Genomic DNA, 20,106 nt, shown 5'->3' on the forward strand with positions numbered 1-20,106 from the left:
AGACAATGGCCATCCCGCACGCCTCCGACTGGGACCGCGACGCCGCCTTGACCACCGCGCGGATCCTGCTGGAGATCAAGGCGGTGAATTTCCGGCCGGAGGAGCCCTATACCTTCACCTCGGGCTGGAAGAGCCCGGTCTATATCGACTGCCGCAAGATCATCTCCTTCCCCCGCGCGCGCAACCGCATCTGCGACCTGGCCGTGGAGAAGATCGGCCGGCATATCGGCTACGAGTCCATCGACGTGGTGGTGGGCGGCGAGACGGCGGGCATTCCCTTCGGCGCCTGGATCGCCGACCGCATGATGGCGCCGATGGCCTATGTGCGGAAGAAGCCCAAGGGCTTCGGCCGCAATGCGCAGATCGAGGGCGAGGTGCCGGTGGGCCAGCGCACCCTGCTGGTGGAGGACCTGACCACCGATGGGGCCTCGAAAATCCGCTTCGCCAATGCGTTGCGGGAGGCCGGCACCATCTGCGACCACACCTTCGTGGTCTTCTACTACGGCGTCTTCCCCGGCAGCTTCGAGCAGATGAAGGGCATGGGACTGAACCTGCACCACCTCTGCACCTGGTGGGATGTGCTGGAAGTCTGCCGCGAACGCCCCTACTTTTCCGAGGCCGCGCTGAAGGAAGTCCGGAAGTTCCTGGAGGATCCGGTGAGCTGGTCCGGCGCGCATGGCGGCATCGCCTCGCTGGCCGAGGCGAAGCCGAAGGACGGCAGCGAGTAGGAGGGCGGCGATGGTCGAGACGAGCCTGACGGTCAGCCTGCCGCCCACGTTGAGCGACGCGCTGGCCGAGATGGCGCGCGCCGAGGGACGGCCGCCGGAAAGCCTGGTGGTGGACGCCGTGGCGCAACACGTCGCCTCCGCCCTCGAATTGCGCGCCTGCATCCTGCGCGGCGAGGCCGACCTCGCGGCGGGCCGGGTGGTTCCGCATGAGGAGGTCATGGCCGACCTCGACGCCATCATCGCCGCGGCCGAGGAGCGGACCGCGCGGCGGTGAGGGTTCTGTGGACGCTGGGCGCCCAGGATGATGCGCGGGCCCTGGCCTCCGAGATCGCGGAGCGCAACCCTGTCGCTGCACGTCGGCTTGCCGAAGACCTGGCGCTGAGCGCGGAGCGCCTCTCGGACTTTCCCCAGCTTGGCGTCGCGGTGGGCGGCACGGATCGCCAGCTGCTGATCCAGGGTGGGCGCTATCGCGTCACCTATCGGGTGCTCGGGAACGGGCTTCGCATTTTCGGCATCAGCAGGGGGACCGATCCATGGCCAAAGCGCGAAGGCTGACCCTCGCCCTGCTCCTCGCAGCCGGCCCCGCTTTGGCGCAGCCATCTCGGGACAGCCTGACCATCGGCATCACCCAATACCCGGCCACCTTCCACCCGAACATCGAATCGATGGCGGCGAAGTCCTATATCGCCGGCTTCACCCGCCGCCCGCTGACCGCCCGCGATGCGGATTGGGAGCTGACCTGCCTCGGCTGCGTCACCGTGCCGACGCTGGAGAACGGCCTCGCTACCCGGGAGCAGACGCCGGATGGCAAGGCCGGCATCCGCGTGACCTGGGAACTGCGGGAGGGCTGGGCCTGGGGCGATGGCACGCCCGTCACGGCAGAGGACCTGCTCTTCGCCTGGCAGGCCGGCCGCGATTTCTCCACCGGCTTCGGTGGCAGCGAATTCTATCGCCGGGCCTATGAAGCCATCGTCGAATCCCCGCGCCGCATCACCCTGCGCTTCGACCAGATCACCTTCGAATACGGATCCTCCGGCGACTGGGTGCCGCTACCCGCGCATATCGAGCGCGCCCGCTGGGAGGCCGAGCCCCGCAGCTACCGCACCCGCAGCGCCTATGAGACGGAGCCCGCCAATCCCGGCCTGTGGAACGGCCCCTACCGGGTCACCGCCGCCACACCCGGCACCGGCGTGACGCTGGAGCGCAACGCGCATTGGTCCGGCCCCGCCCCCGCCTTCCGTCGCATCGCCATCCGCACCATCGAGAATACCGCGGCGCTGGAGGCCCAGCTTCTGGCCGGGCAGATCGACATGGTGGCGGGCGAATTGGGCCTGCCGCTGGAGCAGGTGACGGCGCTGGAACGCCGCGCCCGCGGCCGCTTCCGCTTCGAATACAAGCCGGGGCTGATCTACGAGCATCTGGACCTGATGCTGGACAATCCGATCCTGGCCGACCGGCGCGTCCGCCAGGCGCTGGTGCTCGCCACCGACCGGGCGCAGATCGTCGCGCGCCTCTATGAGAACCGGCAGCCCGTCGCCCATACCACGGTGAACCCGCTGGACGGCATGCATGACGATGCCGTCCGCCAATGGCCCTTCGACCCCGCCCGCGCTGGCACCCTGCTCACCGAGGCCGGCTGGACCCCCGGCCCGGACGGCATCCGCCGCAATGCGGCCGGAGACCGCCTGACCCTGGAGCTGATGACCACCGCCGGCAACCGGTCGCGCGAGCAGGTGCAGCAGGTGATCCAGGGCATGTGGCGCCAGGCGGGCATCGAGACACGGATCCGCAACGAGCCGCCGCGCGTCTTCTTCGGCGAGACGGTCAGCCGCCGCCGCTTCACCGGCGCGGCCCTCTTTGCCTGGATCAGCAGCCCGGAGAACGTGCCCCGCACCACGCTGCATTCCAGCGAGATCCCGACCGCCGAGCGCAACTGGTCCGGCCAGAACTACACCGGCTTCCGCAATGCGGAGATGGATGCGCTGCTCGAGGCCCTGCCGATCGAGCTGGACCGCGAGCGCCGCCGGGTGCTGTGGCACCGGCTGCAGGCGATCTATGCGGAGGAACTGCCGGTGATCCCGCTCTGGTTCCGCTCGGACGCGCATGTCTGGCCGACTTGGCTGGAGGGTGTGCGGCCGACCGGGCATCTCACCCCCTCCTCCAACTGGGTGGAGCAGTGGCGGGTGGCGCGCTGATGCTCGATCACGTCTCCATCGCCATCGGCGTGCTGGACCGGTCCGCGCCCTTCTACGATGCGGTGATGCCCTTGCTCGACATGCCCTGCGTCTGGCGTGAGGAAAGCGCCATCGGCTACGGGCCGCGGGAGGCCGCGGGCTACCTGACCATCCGCGCTGGCACGGCCCCGGCTGGCGCCGGCTGCCACTGGGCGTTTCGCGCGCCGGACCGTGCGGCGGTGCGCGCCTTCCATGCGGCGGGACTGGCGGCGGGCGGGCAGGATGACGGCGCGCCGGGGCTGCGGCCGCACTACCACGCGCACTACTACGCCGCCTTCCTGCGCGACCCTGCCGGCAATCGCATCGAGGCCGTCTGCCACCGGGCGGAGGCATGATCCGCCTGCTGGCCGGCAGGCTGGTGCAGATCCTGGTGACGCTGGCGCTGCTGTCGCTGGCCATGTTCCTGCTGATCGGGCTGATGCCGGGCGACCCCATCGACCTCGCCATCGCCGGCGACCCGCGGCTGAATGCGGAGGATGCGGCGCGGCTGCGGGCGCTGCATGGGCTCGACCAGCCGCTGCTGGCCCGCTACCTCGCCTGGGCCTCGGCGCTGCTGCGCGGCGAATTCGGCTATTCGCGGCTCTTCGCGCAGCCGGTGGCGCAGATCATCGGGCCGGCGCTGGGCTCCACCCTGGTCCTGCTGGGCGCGGCGGTCGCGGTTTCCGCGGTGCTGGGCCTTTCGCTCGGCGCGCTGGCGGCGATGCGGCCGCGCCTCGCGCCCCTGGCGGATGCCATCGCCATCCTCGGCCAGTCGGCGCCGAGCTTCTGGCTCGGCATCCTGCTGATCATCGTCTTCGCGGTGACGCTGGGCTGGCTGCCCGCCGGCGGTTCGGCGGAGGCGGGGGGCTGGGAGGCGCTGCGCTTCCTGCTGCTGCCGGTGGCGACGCTGGCCATGGCCAATCTCGCCGCCTATGCGCGCCACAGCGCGGCGGAGCTGACGACCGTGCTGCGCGCCCCCTGGATCACCGCCGCCCGCGCCCGCGGTGTGGGTGAGATGCGCCTGCTGCTGCGCCATGCCGCGCCGAATGCCGCGGTGCCGGTGCTGCAGGTGGCGGCGCTGGATGCCGGCAGCCTGGTGGGCGGCGCGCTGATCACGGAGACCCTGTTTGCCCGGCCCGGCATGGGCAAGCTGATCTATGACGCGGTGATGGGCAACGACACCAACCTGGCGCTGGTGGCGCTGCTGCTGGTGGCGCTGGTGACCATGCTGGCGACGCTGGCCGCCGACCTCGGGCAAAGGGCGCTGGACCCGCGGCTGGCATGAGAAAGTGTTTTTCTCCCTCCCCCGCTTGCGGGGGAGGGTCGGGGTGGGGGGTGGGCGCAGCTGCGCCGATCCTCCGCAGCCCCCTCACCCCGACCCTCCCCCCCGTTCCGGGGGAGAGGGAGAAGCGATGAGGCTCCGCCTCGGCCTTCTGCTGCTCGGCCTGCTGGCCGCCGGCGGCCTCGCCGCGCCCTGGGTGGCGGGCTGGCTCGGCCTCGACCCCTTCGCGCCGGACCTGTTCAACCGCTTCGCCCCTGCCTCCGCCCAAAATCCCCTCGGCACCGACGATCTCGGCCGGGACGTGTTGCTGCGCCTGCTGCAGGGTGCACGGGTCTCGCTGGCCGTGGGCGTGGCCACCGCGATCGCGGCGACGCTGATAGGCACCACCATCGGCCTTCTCGCCGCCTGGCGTGGCGGCGTGCTGGATGCGGTGCTGATGCGCCTGGCGGATGGGCTGCTGGCCCTGCCCGCGCTGCCGGTGCTGGTCGTGCTGGCCGCCGCCGATACCGGGCGCATCGGCTTGCCGCGCGGGGAGCCCGCCTCCGACATTTTTCGCATCGTCGCCATTCTTTCGGTCTTCGGCTGGGTGGGCGTGGCGCGGCTGGCGCGGGCGGCGGCGCTGTCCGTCCTGGCGCGGGACTATGTGCGGGCGGCGAGGGCGCTGGGTGCCGGGGAGGTGCGCGTGCTCGCCCGCCATGTGCTGCCCAATATCGCCGGGCCCATCGCCATCGCCGCCGCACTGACGGTCGCCGGCGCCATCCTGGCCGAGAGCACGCTGAGCTTCCTGGGCCTCGGCATCGCCCCGCCTGCCGCGAGCTGGGGCAATATGCTGGCCAATGCGCAGGACCTGGTCTTCAGCGCGCCCTGGGTCGCGGTCTGGCCGGGGCTTGCCATCCTGATGGCCGTCGCCGGCTGCACCCTGGTGGCGGATGGGTTGCGGAGATAGGCTTTTCCCAAATCGAGGGAAAAAGTCCATGTCCATCGCTGCCGACCGCATCCTGACCACCCATACCGGCAGCCTGCCCCGCCCCCGCGCCCTGACCCGCCTGCATGCCCGCCGCGCCCGCGGCGAGGCCGTGGATGACGCGGAACTGGCGGCGGCGGCCCAGGCGGCGGTCGCCGCCATCGTGCCGAAGCAGATCGCCGCCGGCATCGACATCCCGAACAATGGCGAGCAGGGCCGCGAATCCTTCGTGCTCTATCTGCGCGACCGCCTGACCGGGTTGGGCGGCGAAAGCCGGCGCGGTGGCTGGCAGGACATCGAGGCCTATCCGGAGTTCAAGGCCGACCTCCAGGCCGCCAGTGCCGGCAAGGAAACCGCCAGCATGACCGCCAACCTGCCCGCCGCGGTGGGCGAGGTGACCTATGTGGGCGAGGCCGCGATGGCCGCCGAATGCGCCGAATTCTCCAAGGCTCTGGCGCCCGCGAAGGGCCAGTACCGGGAAGCGTTTCTGGCCGCCCCCTCCCCCGGCATCGTCGCCGCCGTGGTGCAGAACCAGCACTACGAGTCCGAGGAAGCCTATCTGGCCGCCCTGGCCACGGCGCTCGGGCGCGAATACCGCGCCATCCTGGAGGCCGGCTTCATCCTGCAGCTGGATTGCCCGGACCTGGCGCTGGAACGCCACGCCTCCTACCAGGACCGCCCCCTCTTCGACTTCATCGGCTTCTGCGAGCGTGTCGTCACCGCCATCAACCGCGCCATCGAGGGCCTGCCACGCGAGCGCATCCGCCTGCATGTCTGCTGGGGCAATTACGAGGGCCCGCATGATGCCGATGTGCCGCTGGCCGATATCCTGCCCACCATCCTCCAGGCCAAGGTGGGCGGCTTCGTGCTGCCCTTCGCCAATCCCCGCCACGCGCATGAGCACCGGCTGTTCCGCAAGCACCCCCTGGCCGAGGATCAGATCCTGGTCGCCGGCGTCATCGACACGCTGACCAATTTCGTCGAGCACCCGGAGGTGGTGGCCGAGCGCCTGGAGCGGATCGCGGAAAGCCTCGGCGACCCCAGGCGCCTGCTGGCCGGCACCGATTGCGGCTTCGACACCGCGGCCGGCCGCGGCCGCGTCTCCGCCGATGTGGTCTGGGCCAAGCTGCGCAGCATGGCCGAGGGCGCGCGGCTGGCGAGCGAGAGGCTGCGCCCCTGATGTGCTGGCTCTGCACCATCCGGCGTCCGAAACCGCAACCAAGACCCCAACCAGAACCAGGGCCGAAAACGGCCGAGCCTGTGAAGGAGAGAACGCCCATGCTCCGCCGAATCCTGCTGGGGGCCGCCGCCGCGCTGCTGGCCGTGGCCCCCGCCTTCGCCCAGCCCGCCGCCTGGCCCGGCACGCGCCAGGTGCGCATCCTCGTCACCTATCCGCCCGGCGGCACCAGTGACTTCGTGGCGCGGCTGCTGGCGCAGCGGCTGGGCGAGCAGACCGGCGGCAATTTCACCGTGGACAACCGCTCCGGCGGCGGCGGGATCGTCGGCTGGACGAATGTCGTGCGCTCCGCGCCGGATGGCACCACGCTGCTGCTGACCGACAATTCGCTGGCCACCGCGCCGCCGCTCTACCCGAACCTCGGCTTCGACGTGCGCACGGACTTCACGCCGATCTCGCTGATGGTGGACTACCCGACCGTCTTCGTCGTGCCCGGCAATGCCCCCGCCCGCACGCTGCGCGACTATATCGAGGCGGCGCGCGGCCAGGCGGCGGATGCCAATTTCTACGGCTCCATGGGCTCCGGCTCCTCGCCGCATCTCTACACGGAGTATCTGCAGGACATCGCCAATATCCGGCTGACCCATGTGCCCTATCGCGGCATGGGGCCGGCCTTCCTGGACCTGATGGCGGGGCGCGTCGGCCTGCTGATCGCGGCCCCACCCACCGTGCTGGGCGCGGTGCGGGACGGGCGGGCGCGGGCGATCGCCATCGGCACCACGGGCGGGCGCATCCCCGCTTTGCCGGATGTGCCGACGGCGAAGGAGCTCGGCTACGATTTCACCTATTCCTTCTGGTACGGGCTGCTGGGCCCGCGCGGGATGGACCCGGCGCTGGTCGCGCAGATCCGCGCCGAGGTCGACAAGGTGCTGGCCAATCCCGAGGTGCGCGACCGCTTCGTGCAGCAGGGCGCGACGCCGGTCGCCGGCGACGGCGCCGCGCTGGCCGCGGTGATGGAAAGCGACCTGGCGCGGTGGAGCGAGGTGGTGCGGGCGAAGGGCATCACGGTGCAATAGGCGCCGTCACCGATCGGTCACCCGACTGACCCCTGGCTGTTGCGGAGGCGGCGTAAGGAAGGCGCCCACCAGCAACCGCCAGGGCGCCCACCATGCCGGACGATCTCCGCAACCTTCCCTACGACCTCGAAGCCGGTGACGAGGTGCCGTCCAACACCTCCGCCAACCCCCTCTTCACCGAGATCGCCGCGGCCCGGCTCGGCCGCCGCGGCATGCTGGTGGGGGGCCTGGGCGCCGCCATCGCCGGCTTCATCGGCGCCCGCCCGGCCCAGGCGCAGGGCGCGCCGCAGGGCCCGGCGATCGGCTTCAAGCCGGTGCCGATCAGCCCGCATGACACGGTGGTCGTGCCCGAAGGCTATTCCGTGCAGGTCATCCTCCCCCATGGCACGCCGCTCAACGGCCAGCCCGCCGGCAAGACGGTGGCGGAGATGACGGCCGCGGAGCAGGAGGCCGCCATCGGCGCGCATCACGACGGCATGCATTTCTTCCCCATCGAGGGCCGCGAGCCGAACCAGGGCAGCAGCACGGACGGCTTCCTGGTGCTGAACCACGAATATATCGAGCCGCGCTTCATGCATGCCCGCGCCGTCGGCCTCTCGATGGGCAGCGGCCGCATGCCGCTGGTGGACGGCGCGCGGGATGCCGAGGAGGTGCGGAAGGAGATCGCCGCCCATGGCGTCGGCGTGGTCCGCATCGCTCGCCAGGCGGATGGCAAATGGGCCGTGGTGGCCGATCCCCGCAGCCGCCGCATCACCGCCGCGACGCCGATGGAGATCGCCGGCCCGGTGCGCGGCCACCCGCTGGTGCGCACGAAGTACAGCCCGGACGGCACGCGCGTGCGCGGCACCATGAGCAACTGCGCGCATGGCGTCACGCCCTGGAACACCTACCTGACCTGCGAGGAGAACTGGTCCGGCTATTTCCGCAACCTGGACCAGCGGGATGGCCGGCCGAACCTGCCGCGCGAACAGGCCCGCTATGGCGTGCCGACCGATCTCGGCCGCTACAACTGGGACCAGGCGGCGGGCGGCGCCGACGAATTCATTCGCTTCAATGTCTCCGCCACCGGCGCCGACGCCACCCAGGACTATCGCAACGAGGCCAATGGCTTTGGTTGGATCGTCGAGATCGACCCCTTCGACCCGGCCGCCGCGCCGGTGAAGCGCACCGCGCTCGGCCGCTTCGCGCATGAAGGCATGGTCTTCGGCCCGACCCGCGAAGGCCAGCCTGTCGTCGCCTATTCCGGCGATGATTCGGTCTTCGAATACATCTACAAATTCGTCTCCGCCCGCCCCTTCGTCCGCGCCACGGCGAATGGCGGGCTGCTGGACGAGGGCACGCTCTACGTCGCGAAGTTCAATGCCGATGGCTCGGGCGAATGGCTGCCGCTGGTGCAGGGCCAGGGGCCGCTGACCGCCGCCAACGGTTTCGCCGACCAGGCGGAGGTGCTGGTGAACACCCGCCTCGCCGCCGATGCGCTGGGCGCCACCAAGATGGACCGGCCGGAATGGGGCGCCGTCGATCCGCGCGATGGCCAGGTCTATTTCACCCTGACCAACAACACCCGCCGCACCGCGGCCCAGCTCGACCCCGCCAATCCCCGCGCGCGCAACGAGTTCGGCCAGATCATTCGCTGGCGCGAGGCGAATGACGACCACGCCGCCACCCGCTTCGCCTGGGACCTGTTCCTGATCGCCGGGCCGGAGGGCGACAGCCGCCTGAGCGGGGAGGCCGTGGTGACCAGCGACAATATGCTGGCCTGCCCGGATGGCCTCTGGTTCGACGCCGATGGCCGGCTCTGGATCCAGACCGATATCGGCGAGAGCGAGCAGTTGCGCGGCGCCCTGGCCCCCTTCGGCAACAATGCCATGCTCTGCGCCAATCCCGTGACCGGGGAGATGCGGCGCTTCCTGACGGGCCCGAACGGCCAGGAGGTGACGGGCGTGGTGACCACGCCGGACCGGCGGACCATGTTCGTGAACCTGCAGCACCCGGGCGCCACCACCAGCGCGGCGGATTGGGCGGCGGGCCGGACGAACAGCCGCTTCCCGAATGGCAGCGGCGTGCCGCTTTCGGCAACGCTGGTCATCACCAAGGATGACGGCGGCATCATCGGGACCTGAAGCCGGCGCAGGGTCGAGGGGGCACCCTGAAATCCGGAAGCTGCGCAGCCTTCGCGGCCCCCCTCACCCAACCCTCTCCCCCCTGCGGGTGGAGAGTGGCTTTCGGCCAGTGTTACGGAACCGCGCAGGCCCCCGGCGGCGGGGCGTGGACCGTCACCGGCGGCGGCTCGCCCGGCCAGGCCTCGATCTCCACCAGGCAGGATTGCGCGGCGCAGCCCTGGCCGAGGCGCGACGTGCCGATATCCTGGGTGAGCACGTTCGGATTGCCATGCACGCAGGCGCTGTCCGTGGCGCCGGGGCGTTCGGGATTCCACCAGGCGCCGGTCGCCATGGCGACCACGCCGGGGCGGATATCCGGCGTCACCACCAGCCCCGCCGCCACCGCGCCGCGGTCGTTGAAGACGCGGATCACCTGGCCGTCGACCAGGCCGCGCGCCGCGGCGTCCGCGGGGTTCATGCGCAGCTTTTCCCGCCCCTGGATCTTGTCCGCCGCCGCCACCCGCCCGCTGTCGAGCTGGCCGTGCAGCCGGGTGGAGGGCTGGAAGGACAGCATGTGCAGCGGGAATCTTTGGGCCATCGCGCTGCCGAGATACTCGGTCGGCTCGTGCCAGACGGGGTGGCCCGGCGTCTCGGCATAGCCGAAGCTGGCGATGGTCTCGGAGAAGATCTCCACCTTGCCGCTGGGGGTGTCCAGCGGGTTGGCCTCGGGGTCGGCCGCGAAGTCGGCGAATTGGACAAAATCCTGCTCGGGGGGCGGGATCTCGACATGGCCGGTGGCCCAGAACTCGTCGAATTCCGGCACCTCCACGCCGTGCCGGGCGCAGGCCTGGCGCCAGCGGCCATACATGTGCTGCAGCCAGGCGCTTTCGTCCCGCTGCTCGGTGAAGGCGGCGCGGAAGCCGGCGGCGTCCGCCAGGTCGGCCATGATATCCGCATCGTTCCGCGCCAGGCCCACCGGCGCGATGGCCTGGTGCATCGCCGTGACGAAGCGATCGCGGGAGGAGCTGCCGATGTCGTTGCGCTCCAGCGTCGTGGTCGCCGGCAGCACGATATCCGCATGGCGCGCGACGGAGGTCCACCAGGGCTCCGCCACCACCACCGTATCCGCCCGGTTCCAGCCGCGCAGCAGCCGGCCGAGATCCTGGTGGTGGTGGAAGGGATTGCCGCCGGCCCACCAGATCATCCGGATATCCGGCAGCAGCAGGTCGCGGCCATTGTATTGCAGGATCTCGCCCGGCCGCTCCAGCAGCTCCGTGACGCGGGAGACGGGGATATAGGCGCCACAGGGGTTGCGGACGGAGGGGCCGGAGACGCTGGGGATATCGACGCGCGGCGTGCCCATGCCGTTGATGCTGCCATAGCCGAAGGCGATGCCCTGGCCCGGCTTGCCGATGCCGCCCAGCATGGCGGCGAAGGCGACCAGCGCCCACCAGGGCTGCTCGCCATGCTCGGCGCGCTGGATGGACCAGGTGGCGGTGCACATGGTGGGCGCACCCGCCGCCTCCAGCGCCAGCCGGCGGATGGTCTCGACCGGCACCTCGGTGATCGCCGCCGCCCATTCGGGGGTCTTGGGCGTGCCGTCGGTGGCGCCCAGCACATAGTCCCGGAAGCGGTCGAAGCCGACGGTGCAGCGGGCCAGGAAATCGCTGTCCTGCAGCCCCCGCTCCAGCAGCACATGCGCCATGCCGAAGATCAGCGCCGCATCCGTATTCGGGCGGATCGGCACCCATTCGGCGTTCAGGAAATCCTCCGTATCGCCGCGAAACGGGGAAATGTTCACGAAGCGGACGCCGGCCTCGGCGGCCTGGCGCATCAGCGGCAGGTATTCATGCGCGCCGGCGCCGCCCGCCGTCACCAGCCCGTTCTTGCGCGGCAGGCCGCCGAGGCAGAGCATCAGCCTGGTGTTGCGGGCGATGCTGCCCCAATCCGTGACGCGGCCCTGGATCACCTCATTGGTGCCCAGGACATGCGGCATCAGCGTCATGCCGGCGCCGTAGGAATAGTTGGTCACCTGGCTGGTGAAGCCGCCGCCCAGGCCGAGATAGCGGTGCAGCTGCGTCCGCGCATGGTGGTAGCGCCCGGCGGAGGACCAGCCATAGGACCCGCCGAGGATGCTCGGCGCGCCGTGTTCCTGGCGGATGCGCGCGGTTTCCTCCGCCACCCGGCGGATCGCCTCGTCCCAGCTTACGGGGATGAAATGGTCGCCGCCCCGGGTGGCGCCGCGTCGCTCCCCGCGCAGCCAGCCGGCGCGGATATAGGGGCGGTCGATGCGGGCCGCGCCATGCACGGCATCCGGCATGGAGGCAAGCAGCGTGCCCGGGAAGGGGTCGCGCGCGAAGGGCCGTGCCTCCACCAGGCGGCCATCCTGGACCACCGCCTGGAAGGCGCCCCAATGGGAGGAATGCGGCTTGATCTCGGTCATCGGCGCGGGTCCTTCATGGCCGCCAATCTGCCGCCCGTCGCGCCCTGCGGCAACCAGCATCCCCGCGAGCCGGTCGCAGGCCCCACTTCCCTGCGCCGGAAAAGGGTCTAGGCTTCCTGGCGACCCTCACCCGCCAAGGAACCTTGAGCGCCATGACGCCCCCCGCCAATGCGGCCCGCAATTCCAACGCCGCCCGCGATATCGCCAATGTGCTGCACCCCTATACCGACCACCGCGCGCATGCGGTGAACGGCCCGCTGGTGATCGCGCGCGGCGAGGGCGTGCGGGTCTGGGACGACCAGGGCAAGGAATATATCGAGGCGGTGGCCGGGCTCTGGTGCGCCTCGCTGGGCTTCGACAGCAAGCGCCTGGCCGATGCGGCGCATCAGCAGATGCTGAAGCTGCCTTTCTACCACGCCTTCACGGCCAAGTCGCACGAGCCGCTGATCGACCTGTCCGAGATGCTGATCGAGCGCGCGCCCTGCCCGATGAGCAAGGTGTTCTACGCGAATAGCGGATCCGAGGCGAACGACACCGCCATCAAGATGGTCTGGTACTACAACAACGCCATCGGCCGGCCGCAGAAGAAGAAGATCATCAGCCGGCTGAAGGCCTATCACGGCATCACCATCGCCAGCGGGTCCCTCACCGGCCTGCCGGCGAACCACAAGATGTTCGACCTGCCGATCGCCGGCATCATCCATGTCTCGACGCCGCACCACTACCATGGCGCCAAGCCCGGCGAATCCGAGGAGGATTTCGCGACCCGCCTGGCCACCGAGCTGGAGGAGACCATCCTGCGCGAGGGGCCGGAGACGGTCGCCGCCTTCTTCGCCGAGCCGGTGATGGGCGCCGGCGGCGTGATGCTGCCGCCCGCGACCTATTTCGAGAAGATCCAGGCCGTGCTGCGCAAGTACGACGTGCTCTTCGTGGCGGATGAGGTGATCTGCGGCTTCGGCCGCACCGGCAACTACTGGGGCTGCCAGACCTATTCCATCACGCCGGACATCATCACCTGCGCCAAGGCGCTGAGCGCCTCCTTCCTGCCGATCAGCGCCATCATCATCAATGACAAGATCTTCCAGGGCCTGGCGGATGGCTCCGCCACCATCGGCACCTGGGGCCATGGCTTCACCTATTCGGGCCACCCCGTCGCCGCCGCCGTCGCGCTGGAGACGCTGAAGATCTACGACGAGCTAAACATCGTCGACCACGTGAAGACCGCCGGCGCCCATATGCAGAAGGTGCTGCGCGAGCGCTTCGAAGGCCATCCGCTGGTCGGCGAGGTGCGCGGCATCGGCATGGTGGCGGCGATCGAGCTGGTGGCGGACAAGGCCAACAGGAAGAACTTTGAACCCTCCGCCAAGGTCGGCCCGCGGCTGGCCAAGGCCGGCGAGGCCGAGGGCGTGATCCTGCGCGGCCTGGCCAACGACACCATCGCCTTCTCCCCGCCGCTCATCATGAAGATGGACGAGATCGACCAGATGGTGGACCGCACGGCGCGCGCGCTGGATGCGGTGACGGTGCAGCTGCGCCGCGAAAGCCTGACGGTGGTGTGAGGCGCCCCGCCCTCTCCCTTCGGGGAGAGGGCATTCCCGCTCAGCGCGCCCGGCTGATGCAGAATTCCACGATGCCAGCCAGCGCCCGGCGCTCCACGCCATCCGGGAAGGCCTCCAGCGCATCCAGCGCCGCCTGGCCATAATGGCGCGCGCGGCCGACCGTATCGGCGAAGGCGGCGTGCTTCTGCATCAGGGCGATGGCGCGCGGCAGGTCGTCCTCGGCCTGCTCGCGATCCTCCAGCGTGCGGCGCCAGAACGCGCGCTCCGCCGCATCGCCGCGCTGGAAGGCGAGCAGGACCGGCAGGGTGATCTTGCCTTCGCGGAAATCGTCGCCCACCGTCTTGCCCAAGGCTTCCTGAGCCGCGCTGTAGTCCAGCGCGTCGTCGATCAGCTGGAAGGCGACGCCGAGGTTGTGGCCATAGGCCCGCAGCGCCGCCTGCCGCGCCGCGCCACACTCGGCCACGATGGCGCCGACCTCGGTTGCGGCCGCGAACAGCGCGGCGGTCTTGCCCTCGATGACGGCCAGGTACTGGTCCTCGGTGGTCGCCGTGTCGTTCTGCGTGATCAGCTGCAGCACCTCGCCCTCGGCGATGGTGGCGGAGGCCTCCGCCAGGATGCGCAGCACTTCCAGCGAGCCGTCCTCCACCATCACCTGGAAGGCGCGGGCGAAGAGGAAGTCACCGACGAGGACGGAGGGCTTGTTGCCGAACAGGGCATTGGCGCTGGCCTGGCCGCGGCGCAGCGCGCTTTCATCCACCACATCGTCATGCAGCAGCGTCGCGGTATGGATGAATTCGACGCAGGCGGCGAGGGCCACATGGCGCTGGCCGTCGCGATAGCCGGCGAGGCGCGCCGCGGCCAGCGTCAGCAGTGGGCGCAGCCGCTTGCCGCCGGCGGCCACGATATGGGCGGCGAGCTGGGGAATCAGCGCCACCGGGCTCTGCATCCGCTCGACGATCAGCCGGTTGCAGGCCTCCAGGTCGCGCTGCACCAGGGCGGTCAGCGTGGCGAGGGCATCCTCGCCGCGAAGGGCCTCCGGAGCGTCTTCGGCGCTGGGCGCGACGGGCAGATCCACGCGGTATTGACCTTGTTCAAGTGTCGCGCAACTTAGCCGCCGCCCCCCCCAGGGGGCAAGCTGGGGGCAAGCTGGCGGCGGTTGCATACCTGGCAGCAGGTGCGATCGCCCCGCGATCCGGCAAGGCCGGCCTGCGGCCCGGCTTCAGGAGGGGCGCGCGATGCGGGTGCTGCTGGCGACCACGGACCCGATCCGCCTGTCCTTCCTGCTGGCGCTGCTGCGCGATGCCGGCTGCGACCCGCTGGTGCTGGATGGCCATGTCAGCGCCATCGAGGGCGGCATCGGCATCTTTCCCCGCCGCCTTGCGGTGCCGGAGGACCAGGAAGCCCAGGCGCGGCGCGTGCTGGCCGAGGCCGGGGAGACCGATGGCCTGCGCTGAGCTGACCGAGGATAGCCTGCTGGGCGGCAGGGTCCGCCTGTATCAGCCGCGCCAGGGGCTGCGCGCCGGGCATGACGCCGTGCTGCTGGCGGCCGCGGTGCCGGCGCGGCCGGGGGACCTGGTGCTGGAGGCCGGCTGCGGCAGCGGCGCGGGCTTCCTCTGCCTGCTGGCCCGGGTGCCGGGGATCTCCGTGATCGCGGTGGAGCGCGAGGCCGGCTTGGCGGCGCTGGCGCGCGAAAATGCGGCGCGCAACGGATTCGGCGCGCAGGTCAAGGTGCTGGAGGGGGATGTGGCGGATCCGGCGCTGCGCCGGTCCCTGCCCCGCCTGGCGCATGGCTTCGCCAATCCACCCTATTGGCCCGCCGGCACCCCGCCGCCCGATGCGCTGCGCGCCGGCGCCACCCATGCCGAGGAGGTTCCGCTGCAGGCCTGGGCCAGCTTCCTGGCGCAGGGTCTGGCACATCGCGGCAGCGTCACGCTGGTGCTGCCCGCGGCGCGATTCGCGGATGCGGTGGAGGCACTGCGCCGGGCGGGATGCGGCAGCCTGGCGCTGCTGCCGCTCTGGCCCCGTGCTGGGGTGGCTGCGAAGCGGGTGCTGGTCGCCGCCCGTCGGGGCGGCCGTGGCCCAGCGCGCATCCTGCCGGGGCTGGTGCTGCACGGGCCCGGCGAGGCGGCCGGCCCGGTGCTGCGGGATGCCGCCGCCCTGCCGGTCTAGCTTTCGTTGGCGTCCGGATGGCGCAGCAGCCACAGCCGCTCATGCGCCGCCACCAGGCTTTCCATGTTCTTGCGGCGATTCACATCGGGTGAGACGGGGCGCCGGGTCAGCATCATCTCCAGGATCCGCAGCAATTCCTCGGCCACCTCGAAGTCGCCCTGGTCACAGGCATGGTGGAAGGCGATCAGGATCTTGTCGGAAAGCCGCCGCGTATGGCGTGGCGGATTGGACGGCGCACGACCTGCATCGCGGCCGGACGGATCCCGTTCCTCGTCGGACATGCAGACTGCGGCTCCAAAATGTGGCGTCGGGCTCCGGCGCCATCCGCTGACCATAGCCAGTGTCAAGATCGGCCGGAACCCTCCGCGTGGCGAAGGTGTCCTGCTGCTTAGCGCATTTCAGGCGCCAGCGCCTATTCCCCCCCTGCCTAAAAAACAGGAAAAAACAAACGATTAGATCGTTCTGCTGCCGAACGGGCCCGCCACCTGCTCAACTGCCGCGCAGATGGGCCCGCACCGACTGGGCGATTGCCTCCGGCGTCGATTCGGGGCGGAACAGCGTCCGCACCCGGCCATCCGGCCCGACAAGGTAGATGAAGGAGGAGTGGTCCATCAGATAGGCCGTCATCTCCGGCCGCTGCACCTTGGCGTAGAAGACGCGATAGGCCCGCGCCGCCGCGGCCACCTGCTCCGCCGTGCCGGTCAGCCCGACCATCCGCGGATGGAAGCGGGAGACATAGTCGGCCAGGGCCTCCGGCGTATCGCGCTCGGGGTCGATGGTGATGAGCACCGGCGTGACCTGCTCGCCCAGCTCGCCCAGCTCGTCGATGGCGGTGGCAATGGTGCCGAGCTCGGTCGGGCAGACATCCGGGCAATAGGTGAAGCCGAAATACACCAGCAGGGTGCGGCCGGCGAAATCCGCCTGGGTGACGGCGCGGCCGGTCTGGTCCACCAGGCTGAAGGGCCCGCCCAGCGCCAGGCCCTGCGGCAGCTGCACGCCACCCGCCGCGGGGGCTGGCATCTCCGCGCCGACAAAGCTGCCGATGCGGCGGAGGAAGGCATCCGCCACCCCCTCCCCCGGCGCGCGGCCCAGCCAGGCGGCGGTCCAGACGCCGCCCAGCAGGAGGATCAGGATCAGGGCGAAAACGCGAATCGCGATCAACATGGGCGCTGAGATAGGCGGCGCGCGCCGTGCCGTCCACTCAGCCGCGGATCAGCGTCCCGGCAGCGCGATCTCACCCTCCGGCTGGGCCGAGGTGAAGGTCGCGTCGCCGAAGGCCTCTTCCCAGGATCCGGCGGTGCTGGCGCGCGAATATTCGGTGGCGCGGTTCTCGAAGAAGTTCGTGTGCTCGATGGCGTTCAGCATCTCGTCGAGCCAGGGCAGCGGGTTCTTCTCGATATTGTAGAGGCATTCGAGGCCGAGCTGCTGCAGGCGGCGATCCGCGATGTAGCGGATGTACTGCTTGGTCTGCGGCGCATCGAGGCCCTCGACGCCGCCGAGCTCGAAGGCGAGGTCGATGAAGGCGTCCTCATGCTCCACGATGGTGGAGCAGATGCCGTAGAGGTCCTGCTTCAGCTCCTCCGTCCAGATCTCGGGGTTCTCCTGCACGAAGGTGCGGAACAGGCGAATGACCGAGAGGCAATGAAGGGTCTCATCCCGGACCGACCAGGAAACGATCTGCCCCATCCCCTTCATCTTGTTGAAGCGGGGGAAATTCATGAGGATGGCGAAGGAGGCAAAAAGCTGCAGGCCTTCCGTGAAGGCGCCGAAGGCGGCCAGCGTCTTGGCGATCTCGGTCTTGCTGTCGACCGAGAAGTTCTGCATGTAGTCGTACTTGTCCTTCATCTCCTTGTACTTGAGGAAGGCCGTGTATTCGATTTCCGGCATCCCGATGGTGTCGAGGAGATGCGAATAGGCTGCGATGTGGATCGTCTCGGTGTTGCTGAAAGCCGACATCATCATCAGCACTTCGGTCGGCTTGAAGACCTGCGAATACTGCTTCATGTAGCAGTTGTTCACCTCGACATCCGCCTGGGTGAAGAAGCGGAAGATCTGCGTCAGCAGGTTCTTCTCGCCCGGCGTCAGGTTCTTCTGCCAGTCCTTCACATCGTCCGCGAGCGGCACTTCCTCCGGCAGCCAGTGGATGCGCTGCTGCTGCAGCCAGGCCTCATAGGCCCAGGGGTAGCGGAAGGGCTTGTAGACCGGATTCGCCGTCAGCAGGTCGAAGCGAAGGGGAAGCTCGTCGCGGGGCATCGCGTCATCGGGCATGGAAAATCTCGCCGTGCAAAAAATTCAACGGGCCATCTGGTCGGCATGGGCGGGCGCGGCGCGGTGGGCCTGCGCGTCCAGCCGGTCGAGCTCCGCCACGAGGCGGCGGACCTCCGTCACCGGGCCGCGCCATTGCAGCAGCCGGTCCAGGTCCCGCTCCAGCGCCGCCTTCAGGCGGGCCACATGGACGGGATCTGGAGTCAGGGGGGGCATCACTGGCACGCCAGGCATTCCTCATAATCGTTGGCGTTCTCGGAGGGCGGTGCCGCCGCGGTCAGCTTCCGCACCACCTCGTCCTGATGCGCCGCCATGACATCCCCCTGGCCCACGACCTTGGCCGAGATGGTATCGGCGCGCTGGATGGAAAGGCTGCGGCAGTAGTAAAGCGACTTCACGCCCTTCTTCCACGCCATCAGGTGGATCTGGTGCAGGTCGCGCTTGTGCACATCGGCCGGCAGGAAGACGTTCACCGACTGCGACTGGCAGATATAGGGCGTGCGGTCCGCCGCATGCTCGATCACCCAGCGCTGGTCCAGCTCGAAGGCCGTCTTGAAGGTCAGCCGTTCCTGGTCCGTGAGGAAGTCCAGGTGCTGCACGCTGCCCTTGGTGACGGTGATGCTGGTCCAGGTCTCGTCATCGTCGCGGCCGTGCTTGGCCAGCACCTTCTTCAGATGCGGGTTGCGGACGATGTAGGACCCCGAGAGGGTCTTGTGATTGTAGACATTGGCCGCGATCGGCTCGATGCCCGGAGAGGCGCCGCCGCAGATGATGGAGATCGAGGCCGTCGGCGCGATCGCCATCTTGTTGGAGAAGCGCTCCATGAAGCCGTATTCGGCCGCATCCGGGCAGGGTCCGCGCTCCTCGGCCAGCATGCGGCTGGCGAGGTCGGCCTGTTCGCGGATGTGCTTGAACATCCGCTTGTTCCAGACTTTTGCGATCGCGCTCTCGAAGGGCACGTTCAGCGCCTGCAGGAAGCTGTGGAACCCCATCACGCCGAGGCCGACGGAGCGTTCGCGCATCGCGCTGTAGCGCGCTCGCGCCATGGAATCCGGCGCCGTATCGATGAAGCTCTGCAGCACGTTATCCAGGAAGCGCATCACGTCCGGGATGAACCGCGGGTGATCCTTCCACTCGAACCAGGTCTCGCAGTTCAGCGAGGAGAGGCAGCACACCGCCGTGCGCTCCATCCCATGCTGGTCGATGCCGGTCGGCAGGGTGATCTCGCTGCACAGGTTGGAGGTCTTCACCTCCAGGCCGGACAGCTTGTGATGCTCCGGCCGCGCGCGGTTCACATGGTCCGAGTAGATGATATAGGGCTCGCCCGTCTCGATGCGCGCCGTCAGGATGCGGATCCAGATGCTGCGGGCGGAGACCTTGCGCATCAGCGCGCCGTCCTTGGGCGAGACCAGCGCCCATTCCTCATCCGCCTCGACCGCCCGCATGAAGGCATCCGACAGCAGCACGCCATGATGCAGGTTCAGCGCCTTCCGATTCGGGTCCCCACCCGTCGGCCGGCGCATTTCCAAGAATTCCTCGATCTCCGGATGGTTCACCGGCAGGTAGCAGGCCGCCGAGCCGCGGCGCAGCGAGCCCTGGCTGATCGCGAGCGTCAGGCTGTCCATCACCCGGATGAAGGGGATGACGCCCGAGGTCTTGCCGTTGCGCCCCACCTTCTCGCCGATGCCGCGCAGATTGCCCCAGTAGGACCCGATTCCCCCGCCTTTCGCCGCCAGCCAGACATTCTCGTTCCAGAGCCCCACGATCCCGTCGAGGCTGTCGCTGGCCTCGTTCAGGAAGCAGGAAATCGGCAGCCCGCGCGTCGTCCCCCCATTGGACAGCACGGGCGTCGCCGGCATGAACCACAGCCGCGAGATATAGTCGTAGATCCGCTGCGCATGCGCCGCGTCGTCGCCATAGGCGGAAGCCACCCGGGCGAAGAGATCCTGGTAGGATTCGCCGGGCAGCAGGTAGCGGTCGTCGAGCGTCGCCTTGCCGAAATCGGTCAGCAGCGCGTCGCGGGACCGGTCGATCCGAACCTGGCCATGGCCTTCAAGTTGAACTGCATCAAACACGACCAATCCCCCGAACCGTCTAGGAAAGGGGACGCGACTCCCCCCTGGAACGC

20 protein-coding genes are annotated in these 20,106 nt (G+C 69.6%); 13 read left to right on the plus strand and 7 right to left on the minus strand.

The window, feature by feature from the left end; translation table 11 throughout:
- The first annotated feature begins 5 nt into the window (after window positions 1–5).
- The 10 genes from ACTIF1_RS04100 (at window position 6) to ACTIF1_RS04145 (ending at window position 9,563) form a co-directional block, all read left to right on the plus strand.
- Window positions 6–728, plus strand: coding sequence for an orotate phosphoribosyltransferase (locus tag ACTIF1_RS04100; protein ID WP_439595102.1), 723 nt, complete (start codon window positions 6–8; stop codon window positions 726–728).
- 10 nt (window positions 729–738) lie between these two features.
- Entirely contained in the window at window positions 739–1,002 is a 264-nt protein-coding gene (locus ACTIF1_RS04105) for a CopG family ribbon-helix-helix protein (protein ID WP_439595103.1), read from the plus strand.
- Window positions 999–1,283, plus strand: coding sequence for a type II toxin-antitoxin system RelE/ParE family toxin (locus tag ACTIF1_RS04110; RefSeq protein WP_439595104.1), 285 nt, complete (start codon window positions 999–1,001; stop codon window positions 1,281–1,283). Before ACTIF1_RS04105 ends, ACTIF1_RS04110 begins: the two co-directional genes overlap by 4 nt.
- On the plus strand, window positions 1,262–2,923 hold the full coding sequence (locus ACTIF1_RS04115; RefSeq protein ID WP_439595105.1) for a peptide ABC transporter substrate-binding protein: 1,662 nt from the start codon (window positions 1,262–1,264) through the stop codon (window positions 2,921–2,923). The genes ACTIF1_RS04110 and ACTIF1_RS04115 overlap by 22 nt, the downstream gene beginning before the upstream one ends.
- Entirely contained in the window at window positions 2,923–3,297 is a 375-nt protein-coding gene (locus tag ACTIF1_RS04120) for a VOC family protein (RefSeq protein WP_439595106.1), read from the plus strand. The genes ACTIF1_RS04115 and ACTIF1_RS04120 overlap by 1 nt, the downstream gene beginning before the upstream one ends.
- Window positions 3,294–4,226, plus strand: a complete 933-nt coding sequence (locus ACTIF1_RS04125) for an ABC transporter permease (RefSeq protein ID WP_439595107.1) — start codon at window positions 3,294–3,296, stop codon at window positions 4,224–4,226. Before ACTIF1_RS04120 ends, ACTIF1_RS04125 begins: the two co-directional genes overlap by 4 nt.
- 127 nt (window positions 4,227–4,353) lie before the next feature.
- Window positions 4,354–5,169: an ABC transporter permease gene (locus ACTIF1_RS04130; protein ID WP_439595108.1), complete on the plus strand. Its 816-nt coding sequence runs from the start codon at window positions 4,354–4,356 to the stop codon at window positions 5,167–5,169.
- A 28-nt stretch (window positions 5,170–5,197) separates the two neighbouring features.
- The gene (locus ACTIF1_RS04135) at window positions 5,198–6,367 is read left to right on the plus strand and encodes a hypothetical protein (RefSeq protein WP_439595109.1); all 1,170 of its coding nucleotides are present in this window, start codon (window positions 5,198–5,200) and stop codon (window positions 6,365–6,367) included.
- Between the two features lie 98 nt (window positions 6,368–6,465).
- The gene (locus ACTIF1_RS04140) at window positions 6,466–7,440 is read left to right on the plus strand and encodes a Bug family tripartite tricarboxylate transporter substrate binding protein (protein ID WP_439595110.1); all 975 of its coding nucleotides are present in this window, start codon (window positions 6,466–6,468) and stop codon (window positions 7,438–7,440) included.
- 92 nt (window positions 7,441–7,532) lie between these two features.
- Window positions 7,533–9,563, plus strand: a complete 2,031-nt coding sequence (locus tag ACTIF1_RS04145) for a PhoX family protein (RefSeq protein ID WP_439595111.1) — start codon at window positions 7,533–7,535, stop codon at window positions 9,561–9,563.
- A 112-nt stretch (window positions 9,564–9,675) separates the two neighbouring features.
- Here the strand turns inward: ACTIF1_RS04145 and ACTIF1_RS04150 are convergent, their stop codons facing one another.
- Window positions 9,676–11,985, minus strand: a complete 2,310-nt coding sequence (locus ACTIF1_RS04150) for a molybdopterin-dependent oxidoreductase (RefSeq protein WP_439595112.1) — start codon at window positions 11,983–11,985, stop codon at window positions 9,676–9,678.
- 152 nt (window positions 11,986–12,137) lie between these two features.
- On the opposite strand from ACTIF1_RS04150, the gene ACTIF1_RS04155 reads away from it, so the two are divergent.
- The gene (locus tag ACTIF1_RS04155; protein ID WP_439595113.1) at window positions 12,138–13,544 is read left to right on the plus strand and encodes an aspartate aminotransferase family protein; all 1,407 of its coding nucleotides are present in this window, start codon (window positions 12,138–12,140) and stop codon (window positions 13,542–13,544) included.
- Window positions 13,545–13,584: 40 nt separating this feature from the next.
- Here ACTIF1_RS04155 and ACTIF1_RS04160 read toward each other — a convergent pair whose 3' ends face one another.
- Window positions 13,585–14,619 (minus strand): polyprenyl synthetase family protein, encoded by a 1,035-nt coding sequence (locus ACTIF1_RS04160; protein ID WP_439595114.1) that lies wholly within the window; start codon window positions 14,617–14,619, stop codon window positions 13,585–13,587.
- 160 nt (window positions 14,620–14,779) lie between these two features.
- On the opposite strand from ACTIF1_RS04160, the gene ACTIF1_RS04165 reads away from it, so the two are divergent.
- Both ACTIF1_RS04165 and ACTIF1_RS04170 read left to right on the plus strand, forming a co-directional pair.
- Window positions 14,780–14,998 carry a putative signal transducing protein gene (locus ACTIF1_RS04165; protein WP_439595115.1) on the plus strand — a complete coding sequence of 73 codons (219 nt, stop codon included), beginning with the start codon at window positions 14,780–14,782 and terminating at the stop codon, window positions 14,996–14,998.
- Window positions 14,985–15,713, plus strand: coding sequence for a tRNA1(Val) (adenine(37)-N6)-methyltransferase (locus tag ACTIF1_RS04170; protein WP_439595116.1), 729 nt, complete (start codon window positions 14,985–14,987; stop codon window positions 15,711–15,713). The genes ACTIF1_RS04165 and ACTIF1_RS04170 overlap by 14 nt, the downstream gene beginning before the upstream one ends.
- Here the strand turns inward: ACTIF1_RS04170 and ACTIF1_RS04175 are convergent.
- The 5 genes from ACTIF1_RS04175 to ACTIF1_RS04195 form a co-directional block, all read right to left on the minus strand.
- A complete protein-coding gene (locus ACTIF1_RS04175) occupies window positions 15,710–15,994 on the minus strand; it encodes a hypothetical protein (protein WP_439595117.1) in 285 nt (94 codons plus the stop codon). The genes ACTIF1_RS04170 and ACTIF1_RS04175 overlap by 4 nt on opposite strands.
- 208 nt (window positions 15,995–16,202) lie before the next feature.
- Window positions 16,203–16,877 (minus strand): SCO family protein, encoded by a 675-nt coding sequence (locus ACTIF1_RS04180; RefSeq protein ID WP_439595118.1) that lies wholly within the window; start codon window positions 16,875–16,877, stop codon window positions 16,203–16,205.
- A gap of 48 nt (window positions 16,878–16,925) precedes the next feature.
- A complete protein-coding gene (locus ACTIF1_RS04185) occupies window positions 16,926–17,981 on the minus strand; it encodes a ribonucleotide-diphosphate reductase subunit beta (protein WP_439595119.1) in 1,056 nt (351 codons plus the stop codon).
- 24 nt (window positions 17,982–18,005) lie between these two features.
- The gene (locus ACTIF1_RS04190) at window positions 18,006–18,164 is read right to left on the minus strand and encodes a hypothetical protein (RefSeq protein ID WP_439595120.1); all 159 of its coding nucleotides are present in this window, start codon (window positions 18,162–18,164) and stop codon (window positions 18,006–18,008) included.
- A gap of 29 nt (window positions 18,165–18,193) precedes the next feature.
- Entirely contained in the window at window positions 18,194–20,053 is a 1,860-nt protein-coding gene (locus tag ACTIF1_RS04195) for a ribonucleoside-diphosphate reductase subunit alpha (protein ID WP_439595121.1), read from the minus strand.
- Between the last annotated feature and the right edge of the window lie 53 nt (window positions 20,054–20,106).

It is taken from the genome of Falsiroseomonas sp. (assembly GCF_051860665.1).
In the GTDB taxonomy this organism is placed as follows: Bacteria; Pseudomonadota; Alphaproteobacteria; order Acetobacterales; family Acetobacteraceae; genus Falsiroseomonas.

What these genes read in the sequence shown, in the direction of transcription:
- ACTIF1_RS04100 (WP_439595102.1), top strand. Translation starts at nt 6, where the DNA reads ATGGCCATCCCGCACGCCTCCGACTGGGACCGCGACGCCGCCTTGACC.
- ACTIF1_RS04105 (WP_439595103.1), top strand. Translation starts at nt 739, where the DNA reads ATGGTCGAGACGAGCCTGACGGTCAGCCTGCCGCCCACGTTGAGCGAC.
- ACTIF1_RS04115 (WP_439595105.1), top strand. Translation starts at nt 1,262, where the DNA reads ATGGCCAAAGCGCGAAGGCTGACCCTCGCCCTGCTCCTCGCAGCCGGC.
- ACTIF1_RS04120 (WP_439595106.1), top strand. Translation starts at nt 2,923, where the DNA reads ATGCTCGATCACGTCTCCATCGCCATCGGCGTGCTGGACCGGTCCGCG.
- ACTIF1_RS04125 (WP_439595107.1), top strand. Translation starts at nt 3,294, where the DNA reads ATGATCCGCCTGCTGGCCGGCAGGCTGGTGCAGATCCTGGTGACGCTG.
- ACTIF1_RS04130 (WP_439595108.1), top strand. Translation starts at nt 4,354, where the DNA reads ATGAGGCTCCGCCTCGGCCTTCTGCTGCTCGGCCTGCTGGCCGCCGGC.
- ACTIF1_RS04135 (WP_439595109.1), top strand. Translation starts at nt 5,198, where the DNA reads ATGTCCATCGCTGCCGACCGCATCCTGACCACCCATACCGGCAGCCTG.
- ACTIF1_RS04140 (WP_439595110.1), top strand. Translation starts at nt 6,466, where the DNA reads ATGCTCCGCCGAATCCTGCTGGGGGCCGCCGCCGCGCTGCTGGCCGTG.
- ACTIF1_RS04145 (WP_439595111.1), top strand. Translation starts at nt 7,533, where the DNA reads ATGCCGGACGATCTCCGCAACCTTCCCTACGACCTCGAAGCCGGTGAC.
- ACTIF1_RS04150 (WP_439595112.1), bottom strand. Translation starts at nt 11,985, where the DNA reads ATGACCGAGATCAAGCCGCATTCCTCCCATTGGGGCGCCTTCCAGGCG.
- ACTIF1_RS04155 (WP_439595113.1), top strand. Translation starts at nt 12,138, where the DNA reads ATGACGCCCCCCGCCAATGCGGCCCGCAATTCCAACGCCGCCCGCGAT.
- ACTIF1_RS04165 (WP_439595115.1), top strand. Translation starts at nt 14,780, where the DNA reads ATGCGGGTGCTGCTGGCGACCACGGACCCGATCCGCCTGTCCTTCCTG.
- ACTIF1_RS04170 (WP_439595116.1), top strand. Translation starts at nt 14,985, where the DNA reads ATGGCCTGCGCTGAGCTGACCGAGGATAGCCTGCTGGGCGGCAGGGTC.
- ACTIF1_RS04175 (WP_439595117.1), bottom strand. Translation starts at nt 15,994, where the DNA reads ATGTCCGACGAGGAACGGGATCCGTCCGGCCGCGATGCAGGTCGTGCG.
- ACTIF1_RS04180 (WP_439595118.1), bottom strand. Translation starts at nt 16,877, where the DNA reads ATGTTGATCGCGATTCGCGTTTTCGCCCTGATCCTGATCCTCCTGCTG.
- ACTIF1_RS04185 (WP_439595119.1), bottom strand. Translation starts at nt 17,981, where the DNA reads ATGCCCGATGACGCGATGCCCCGCGACGAGCTTCCCCTTCGCTTCGAC.